The sequence below is a fragment of the Thioclava sp. genome (assembly GCF_048263065.1).
Lineage (GTDB): Bacteria > Pseudomonadota > Alphaproteobacteria > Rhodobacterales > Rhodobacteraceae > Thioclava.
In genome coordinates, this window is record NZ_JBLXEM010000064.1 from 1 (window position 1) to 8,028 (window position 8,028).

Consider the following 8,028-nt stretch of genomic DNA (forward strand, 5'->3'; position numbering starts at 1 on the left):
TTGGGTCTCTTAATCGCCATTCTTGGTCCTCCGCTTTCCTAACTATAAGGGCGGACCACTTCAAAGGGGGAGGCTCAACCTCATCCGCGCGGCGAGATTGATAAGAAAGTTGTCAACGCTGCCTGCGGCTTCAGCGGCATGTGCTGACCCCATCAACGGCCGGCATTTTCTTGTTGATTTGTCGGCTGCTGTTCGCAATCGAGAATTTGGCACGATTTCGGAAGTCGCTCAAATGCATCCGGCCTGTTGATCGGCTCGCGGGCCATGGCCTTGATGGGGTTACGCACGCGCCTTGGTCTCATTCGCTGCAACGTCGATAATGACCAAAAGGGCCATCAGACTCTGGGGGCGCATTTTCACCGTTCCATGCTGTCCTCTCTTTCGCGAACTTCGTATTGACCGTGGGCGCCGTTAGATGGCGTCCATGGCCTCATCTCTTGGGGCGTCGAACTGGGCGCCATTGCGAAGTATGCTCCAGGCGGTTCGAGCGAGTTTGTTGGCAAGCGCAATGGCCGCTTTATTGCGCGGCATTCGGGTCACCACCTCGGTCAAGCATGGACCGAAACTGAACGCTTCCCATCGGTGTGGGCGCATCATGATGACCTTGGCAGCCTGCACGAAGAGCATTCGCAGATATCGGCTCGCGCGCTTTGTAATCCGGCCGAGAATCGTCCGTCCTCCCGTGCTGAATTGGCGCGGCACCAGACCAACCCATACCGCGAAATCCCGGCCGCGTTCAAAGGCTTCGCCCCTGCCGACAGCGCTATCATCGCGGCTGATATCATCGGATCAACGCCGGGAATCGTCATGATATTGGCGCAATCCTGTTAAGTGCGGCAGATCTCTTCAATCTCAGCGAACACCACGTCGATCCGCTGATCCAGCCAGAGCCAATCGCCATAGAGCCCGATCAGAATGCCTCGCATTCGAGGCAAGATCTCGCCCCCGCGCTGCTCGAAAATTGCCTCGAATGAGGTCTTCAAAGGCCGAGGCCCCGCACGCACGGTGATACCCTGTTCAATCAGGAACGCCCGTATCTGGTTTATGCTCGCGGTGCGGCATGAGACGAGCCGGGATCGGACCCGATGCAGCGCCTGCAGATCGAGCTGATCTTGGGTTTTCTCGGACACTGTGAGAAGGTTCGGACGCAGAGTTGCCTCGGCGACCGCCTCTGCATCGTTGTAGACGTTCTTTTGCCCCTTGTTGAACGGCTTCACGTAAATTGCAGGGATAATGTGGGGTTCAAACCCCTTGCTGCGAAGCAGTCCTACTGACGTGGTGGGCGCTAAGGCACACCTCCATGCCGACGATGCATCGCGGCAGTTTCTCAAACGTGGCGTTCAGCGCCTGCCGTTTGATAAGCCTCTGGAGAACCCCTGACCCGCACGGTCGAACCCGATCAGGTGGAACGTATCCTTGCCATGTCGATGCCAATGAAAGCGAGGTCTTCTAAACTTTCGATCTTCTTTGTACAGATGGCTGCTTCTCTTTGTTGCACGGTTGATCCCGGTTCAGGATAACCCAACGGTGGGGAGCAGCCGAAACATCCCCTTAGCCGCCATCTACAGGGAGATCCCGTGCTGCGGTGCCGTTTCTCGAAAGCGGCCTTTCGTCTGCCCCGCAGCATTTGATGCGGCAGAGGCTTGATCAGCGCAGATTGCCCCCAATGCAGAGCCCTAAGGGTTGGTCGATTTGATCGTTTTGATCGCCTCAATCAAGATCGGCTCCATTTCCGCAGCTTTGCCCTCAGCGGTATGCAGCGAAAACAGTTGCATATACCCTTCGGGAGAGACTGTCGCGATCATCACCGCTTCTGGCACACCGAGATCTTCGTAGGATTTCAGGTTCAGCTTTGTGACTGCGACCCAAGCCTTGCGCCCATCGATATCTTCATACGATCGTCCTGAAATATCAGCGCATTTGTAGTTTTCACAAACCCCGCCCAAAAAACCATCGATCGTCTTTTTCGCTATGCTCGCCCCCATCGTCGCCAGCGGGTTCACCTTCAGAAAGGTTGTCGCGGACACGATAGTGAAGGGATCATATCCTTCGGGGGCCGCCGCGATCACTGTCGATTGCTGTCCGGTTAGATCGCTTTCAACATTCCAAGCGATATCGCCACCAAGCTGCATGGTGAAATTGGCGTTCGGATCCTTCATCTCAACAGCGCCCTGCGCCCAAGCAACGGAGCAGGACAAAACGAACACGGCACAAGACTTTACTAACACTTCACTCAACTTCACTTGGCTACCCCGAATTTGTTCTGGCCCGAATTTGTTCTGGAAAGACCCAGAGCATATCCTTAGCGCAAATGATGCCCGTTAGGCTACACGTGTCGCAAATTCACCGCGGAAACTGCGAACGGAGCGAAAGTGCTGCGCTGGCAATCATATTTCTTCACGTTTTAAGGAGTGAAACCGCATTTGAGCCTGTGAAGCATTACATGAGCGTGAGGTTGATCCAAATCAATGAACCGCATGAGGCGGCCCTCCTAGAGCTAGATGCAAAACTAACTCCGACTTTCTGTGCCAACCGTTAAAGGAATTTTATCATGACAAAACGCAAGCGCATGGTTCTGGTCTTTGGCGTGTTGGTGCTTGGCGCGGCGATTGCGCTCGGTGCATATTTTTGGCTGCGACCTGTGGGTGTGTCGAGCACCCTCACACTCTACGGCAATGTCGATATCCGTGAAGTGGACGCGGCGTTTAACGACACAGGCCGGGTTGCCAAGCTGTTGGTGCAGGAAGGGGATGTTGTGCATAAGGGCGAGTTGATCGCACTGATGGATGACAAGCGTTTCAGCGATGAGTTGGACGCCGCCAACGCCCAAGCGGCACAACAAAAGCAGGTTCTTGTCGCCCTGCAAGCGGGCTCTCGCCCTGAACAGATTGCCCAAGCCAAGGCGCGCATGGACGCGCTGGAGGTGGTCTACAAAAATGATAAGGCGAATTATGAGCGCTACGCGACCTTGGCACCAACCGGGGCCGCGACACTTCAAAAACGCGATGATGCGCAGGCAGCCTTCCTGAACGCAGAGCAGAATTACATGGCGGCGAAGCAGGCTTATGAACTGGCTGTGAAAGGCCCGCGCGCAGAGGATATCGCCGCCGCGCAGGCCAGCTACGATGGCGCCGTTGCCAATGCCAAACTGGCCCAACAAAAGCTTGATGACACCAAGCTTTACGCCCCCGTTGACGGCATCATCGAAAGCCGGGTGCAGGAACCGGGCGACATGGTTTCGCCCGCCACGCCGATTTACACCATTGCGCGGACCGACCCGCTTTGGGTGCGCGCCTATGTGCCAGAGAGTGAACTCGGGCGCATCAAGCTTGGCATGGCGGCTGACATCACCACCGATTCCTATCCCGACAAGGTCTATCCGGGTTGGGTTGGATATCTTTCCCCCACCGCCGAATTCACCCCGAAGAATGTCGAGACGCCGGATTTACGCGCGCAACTGGTTTATCAGCTCCGCGTCTATACATGTGCGTCGGAGAACGAGTTGCGGCTTGGCATGCCAGCAACTGTGAAGATTGACCTGACTCAGCAGCAAAAGGATCAGCAGGTGAACCGCGGGGCCAATGAATGCGGCGGCGGCGATGCAACGGGAAACTGACAGCAAGCCACTGGTGATCGCCGAGGTCAGCCGGCATTTCCGAACGGGCAAACGCGATGTCACAGCACTTGATGCGGTAAGCGCCACCACGGAACCGGGGGTGATCACCGGGCTTATTGGTCCAGACGGCGCGGGGAAAACGACCTTGATGCGCTTGATCACCGGGCTGTTGCGCGCCGACGCCGGGTCCATCCATGTGTTCGGGACCGATGTCAGTACTGACCCGCTGGCCGTGCAGGGCATGATTTCATACATGCCGCAGCGTTTTGGCTTGTATGAAGATCTGACGGTGCAGGAGAACTTGGATCTTTACGCGGATTTGCAGGGGGTTGCAGCGACAGCGCGGGCGGCGCGCTACGACGAGTTGATGCAAATGACGGGGCTGGCACCCTTCACCCCACGCCTCGCAGGCAAGCTCTCGGGCGGTATGAAGCAGAAACTCGGCCTTGCCTGCACGCTGATCCGCCCGCCCCGGCTGTTACTGCTGGATGAGCCAACCGTCGGGGTTGATCCGGTGTCGCGCCGGGAGCTTTGGGAAATCGTTTATCAACTCGTGCGCAAAGACGGGATGAGCGTGCTGCTGTCCACCGCCTATCTGGACGAGGCAGAGCGGTGCGATGCGGCTCTGCTGCTGCATGACGGGCAGTTGATCGGCTCCGGGCCACCCGGCGATTTCGCCCAAACGATGAAGGGGCGAAGCTTTGAGGTGCGCTCTCCCAGCCATACCAAGCGCGCCGTGCAAGCGTCCCTTGCAGGGCAGCCGGGTGTGACGGATGCAGTGGTCCAGGGCGAGGCGGTGCGCCTGGTGCTCGATGTCGGTGCAACGCCGGACGTCGTCAGCGCGGCAGGCATTACGGACGCTGACATCACCCCGGTGCCGCCGCGCCTTGAAGACCGGTTCATCGACCTCTTGCGGGCCAAGGCCGACGACAACGCGAACTCTGAGCCATCGACACCGCCGCAGACTGCCGTCGATGCGGCTGCATCTAAACCCTCCAGCGGCCCCGTCATCGAAGTCGAGCACCTAATCAAGAGCTTTGGCGATTTCCATGCCGTGGATGATATCAGCTTCAAGGTGCAGCGCGGCGAAATTTTCGGCCTGCTCGGGGCCAATGGTGCGGGAAAGTCCACAACATTTCGCATGTTGTGCGGCCTGTTACCAGCCAGCAGCGGACGTTTGCGGGTCGATGGGTTCGACCTGCGCAACGCGGCCGCCACGGCGCGCGGGCGACTGGGCTATATGGCGCAGAAATTCTCGCTCTATGGCGATTTGAGCGTAATGCAGAACCTGCGCTTCTTCGCCACCGCCTATGGGCTGACCGGGGCGCGCCGCGCCGCGCGGATTGATTGGGCGTTGCGAGAATTCGAACTTGCCCCGCTGAGCGATGCCACCAGCCGTGATTTGCCGCTTGGCTTCAAGCAACGAATGGCGCTGGCCTGCGCGCTGATGCACCAGCCGGATGTTTTGTTTCTCGATGAACCGACTTCGGGCGTAGATCCACTGGCGCGGCGCGAATTCTGGCAACGTATCAATGCGCTTGCCGACGCGGGCGTGACCGTTTTGGTCACCACTCACTTCATGGACGAAGCGGAATATTGCGACCGTCTGGTGGTCATGGCGCATGGCACGATCCTTGCCGTTGGCACCTCGGCGGATTTGAAAAACTCCTGCCGCACGCCAAGCCAGCCTGACCCCAGCATGGAGGACGCTTTCGTTGCCCTGATCACGGCCGATAGTGCCAAAACCGGGGGGCAAGCCAAATGAGCGGAATCTTGATGCGGCTGCGCGGGTTGATCCGCAAGGAAACTTTGCAGATCCTGCGAGACCCTTCATCCATTGCTATCGCGTTCGTGTTGCCAGCTGTCTTGCTGCTGCTCTTTGGTTATGGTGTGTCGCTGGATGCACGGCATGTGGCGATCGGTATCGTGGTTGAACAGCCAAGCGAGGCGGCGTCGAGCCTCACCTCGGAGTTTCGCCAATCGCCCTATTTCTCACCCGAGGATTTTCCAAGCGAGGCCGCAGCGCAGCAGGCGCTTTCGCGCGAGCAGATTGATGGTTTCATCTGGCTGCGCAGTGATTTTGCAAGCCGTGTCGCGGCCGGGCGCGACCCCGATATCGGCGTGTTCGTCAACGGCATCAACGCCAATAACGCCCGAATTATCGAGAACTATATTCAACAGAGTTGGGTGGCTTGGATTGCTACACGGGAAGCTGCCGCCGGGGTGAGCAACCCAACGCCGATTCTGGTGCAGCCGCGCATCTGGTTCAACCCGGCGGTCAGCAGTCGGGATTACCTGGTGCCCGGGCTGATCGCGGTGATCATGACGCTGACCGGGGCGTTGCTCACCGCGCTGGTGATTGCGCGCGAGTGGGAGCGCGGCACGATGGAGGCCCTGATGGTCACCAAGGTCAGTATGCATGAAATCCTTATCTCGAAAGTGGTTCCCTATTTCATCCTCGGGATGGGCGGCATGGTGGTGTCGGTGCTGATTGCGGTGTGGCTTTTCGGTGTGCCGTTGCTGGGGTCGCTTCTGGTGCTTGGCTTGGCTTCCTCGCTGTTCATGCTGGCCTCACTTGGGATGGGGCTGTTGATCTCTACGGTAGCGAAGAACCAGTTCGTTGCCGGGCAAATCGCGATCATCACGACGTTCCTGCCGGCCTTCATCCTCTCGGGGTTCATTTTCGACATTTCCAGCATGCCGACGGCGATCCAGTGGGTGACACACATCGTCGCGGCCCGCTATTTCGTGGCGATTTTGCAAACCTTGTTCCTTGCCGGCACGGTCTGGTCCGTGCTGCTGCCGAACGTGTTTGCGCTTTTGGTGATGGCGATTTTCTTCCTCGGCGCGGCTCGGCTGGCCGCGCGCAAACGACTGGATTGATGCCATGTTGTCCCGAATTATTGCCCTAGTAATTAAAGAACTTCTCGCCATTCTGCGCGATGGCAAAAGCCGCATGGTCCTGATCGGACCGCCGCTAATTCAGCTTATCGTGTTCGGGTATGCCGCCAGTTTCGATCTCAACCACGTCCCCTTCGCGGTGTATGATCAGGATCAATCAATCGCCTCGCGTAACTTGGTGGCGGATTTTGCTGGCTCACCTGTGTTTCAACAGGTTGCAGAGTTGCACAGTCCTGAACGCATCAAGGCATTGATCGACTCGCGTCAGGTCGAAATGGTTCTCAGTATCGACCCGCGCTTTACCCGCGATCTGCTAAGCCACAAGCCCGCGCCGGTGCAGGTCATCGTCGATGGCCGCAACTCAAACACCGCTTTGCTGATCCTTGGCTATGCCAATAGCATCATCTCAAAGGCCAGCACGGCATGGGCGGCCGAACACGGTGGCCGCGCGCCACCCGCGCAGATTGACCCGCGTGCATTGTTCAACCCCAATCTCAATTCTCACTGGTTCATTATCCCCGGCATCGTGGCCTTATTGGTTCAGGTCGTTACCTTGTTGGTGGTCGGCCTGTCTGTCGCGCGCGAGCGCGAGGCAGGCACGTTTGACCAAATTCTTGTCACGCCGCTGCGGCCTTTCGATATTTTGTTGGGCAAAAGCATCCCCGGCCTGATTATTGGTCTGGTCGAGGGCACGGTCATCATCCTTGCCACAGTGTATTGGTTCGGCGTGCCTCTCCTTGGGGGATTGTTGCAGCTTTATATCGGGCTGATCCTGTTTGTCGTGTCCGTCACGGGCATCGGGTTGATGATTTCTTCAATAGCCTCGACGCAGCAGCAAGCTCTGCTTGGAGCGTTTTTGTTCATGGTGCCCTCGATCATCCTGTCCGGATTTGCCACGCCGATCGCGAACATGCCAGCGCTGGTGCAGGATCTGACTCTTATCAATCCGATGCGCTATGCATTGGTCGTTATTCGGCGCTGCTTTCTGGAACAGCCAAGTTTCAGTTCTCTTGTGCCACAATACACTGCAATGGCGGTCCTTGCCCTACTAAGTTTGGCTGCCGCCGGCTGGCTGTTTCGCAAACGCGCGGTGTAGGAAAGGTCTCGTGGTAGATTTCCAACCTAGTGGAGTTCGCCTGGTTTTTAGACAGATAGTGTCCTGCCGAGTGGTCTAACTTTCTTCTTCGGCCTTGGCCTGGCCGCAGTTACAGGGCGGCGATTGTCGCCGGGTCCATGGGAGTGGTGTCGCAAATAACGGCGACGGTTCCCAGCGTCATATAGCATCGCGTGATCGCCCATTCATCGTCTTGCTCCAACCTGACCGATGTTGCGGGGCTTTTGATCGCTTGGGGCGCGACGGTTCTGGCGAAACGCGTGGGCAATAGCCGCTACACGTTCGGCTATGGCCGCGCGACAATTCTGGCGGCGATGTTGAACGCCACCGCCATTCTGATCGGCGTCGTGCTGGTGATCTGGGAGGCCGCGCATCGCTTTGGCACGCCCGTCAATCT

General features: G+C 57.8%; 6 protein-coding genes and 1 pseudogene. 5 read left to right on the forward strand and 2 right to left on the reverse strand.

Features of this window, described 5'->3' with window-relative positions:
* Window positions 1-411: 411 nt before the first annotated feature.
* Window positions 412-1,462 (reverse strand): annotated as a pseudogene (locus tag ACN0SD_RS20520) (IS110 family transposase).
* A 214-nt stretch (window positions 1,463-1,676) separates the two neighbouring features.
* Window positions 1,677-2,159 (reverse strand): hypothetical protein, encoded by a 483-nt coding sequence (locus tag ACN0SD_RS20525; protein WP_417810034.1) that lies wholly within the window; start codon window positions 2,157-2,159, stop codon window positions 1,677-1,679.
* 392 nt (window positions 2,160-2,551) lie between these two features.
* Here ACN0SD_RS20525 and ACN0SD_RS20530 point away from each other — a divergent pair, with 392 nt between their 5' ends.
* The 5 genes from ACN0SD_RS20530 to ACN0SD_RS20550 form a co-directional block, all read left to right on the forward strand.
* On the forward strand, window positions 2,552-3,616 hold the full coding sequence (locus ACN0SD_RS20530; protein WP_417810035.1) for an efflux RND transporter periplasmic adaptor subunit: 1,065 nt from the start codon (window positions 2,552-2,554) through the stop codon (window positions 3,614-3,616).
* Window positions 3,600-5,381: an ATP-binding cassette domain-containing protein gene (locus tag ACN0SD_RS20535; protein ID WP_417810036.1), complete on the forward strand. Its 1,782-nt coding sequence runs from the start codon at window positions 3,600-3,602 to the stop codon at window positions 5,379-5,381. Before ACN0SD_RS20530 ends, ACN0SD_RS20535 begins: the two co-directional genes overlap by 17 nt.
* Window positions 5,378-6,499 carry an ABC transporter permease gene (locus ACN0SD_RS20540; RefSeq protein WP_417810037.1) on the forward strand — a complete coding sequence of 374 codons (1,122 nt, stop codon included), beginning with the start codon at window positions 5,378-5,380 and terminating at the stop codon, window positions 6,497-6,499. Before ACN0SD_RS20535 ends, ACN0SD_RS20540 begins: the two co-directional genes overlap by 4 nt.
* Window positions 6,500-6,503: 4 nt before the next feature.
* Entirely contained in the window at window positions 6,504-7,613 is a 1,110-nt protein-coding gene (locus ACN0SD_RS20545; protein ID WP_417810038.1) for an ABC transporter permease, read from the forward strand.
* Between the two features lie 191 nt (window positions 7,614-7,804).
* Window positions 7,805-8,028 (forward strand): cation transporter (locus ACN0SD_RS20550; RefSeq protein ID WP_417810039.1); only part of this gene is annotated, 224 nt, incomplete at its 3' end.

Excerpts from the sequence above, each read along its gene's own strand:
- ACN0SD_RS20525 (WP_417810034.1), bottom strand. The coding sequence starts at position 2,159 with ATGAAGGATCCGAACGCCAATTTCACCATGCAGCTTGGTGGCGATATC.
- ACN0SD_RS20530 (WP_417810035.1), top strand. The coding sequence starts at position 2,552 with ATGACAAAACGCAAGCGCATGGTTCTGGTCTTTGGCGTGTTGGTGCTT.
- ACN0SD_RS20535 (WP_417810036.1), top strand. The coding sequence starts at position 3,600 with ATGCAACGGGAAACTGACAGCAAGCCACTGGTGATCGCCGAGGTCAGC.
- ACN0SD_RS20540 (WP_417810037.1), top strand. The coding sequence starts at position 5,378 with ATGAGCGGAATCTTGATGCGGCTGCGCGGGTTGATCCGCAAGGAAACT.
- ACN0SD_RS20545 (WP_417810038.1), top strand. The coding sequence starts at position 6,504 with ATGTTGTCCCGAATTATTGCCCTAGTAATTAAAGAACTTCTCGCCATT.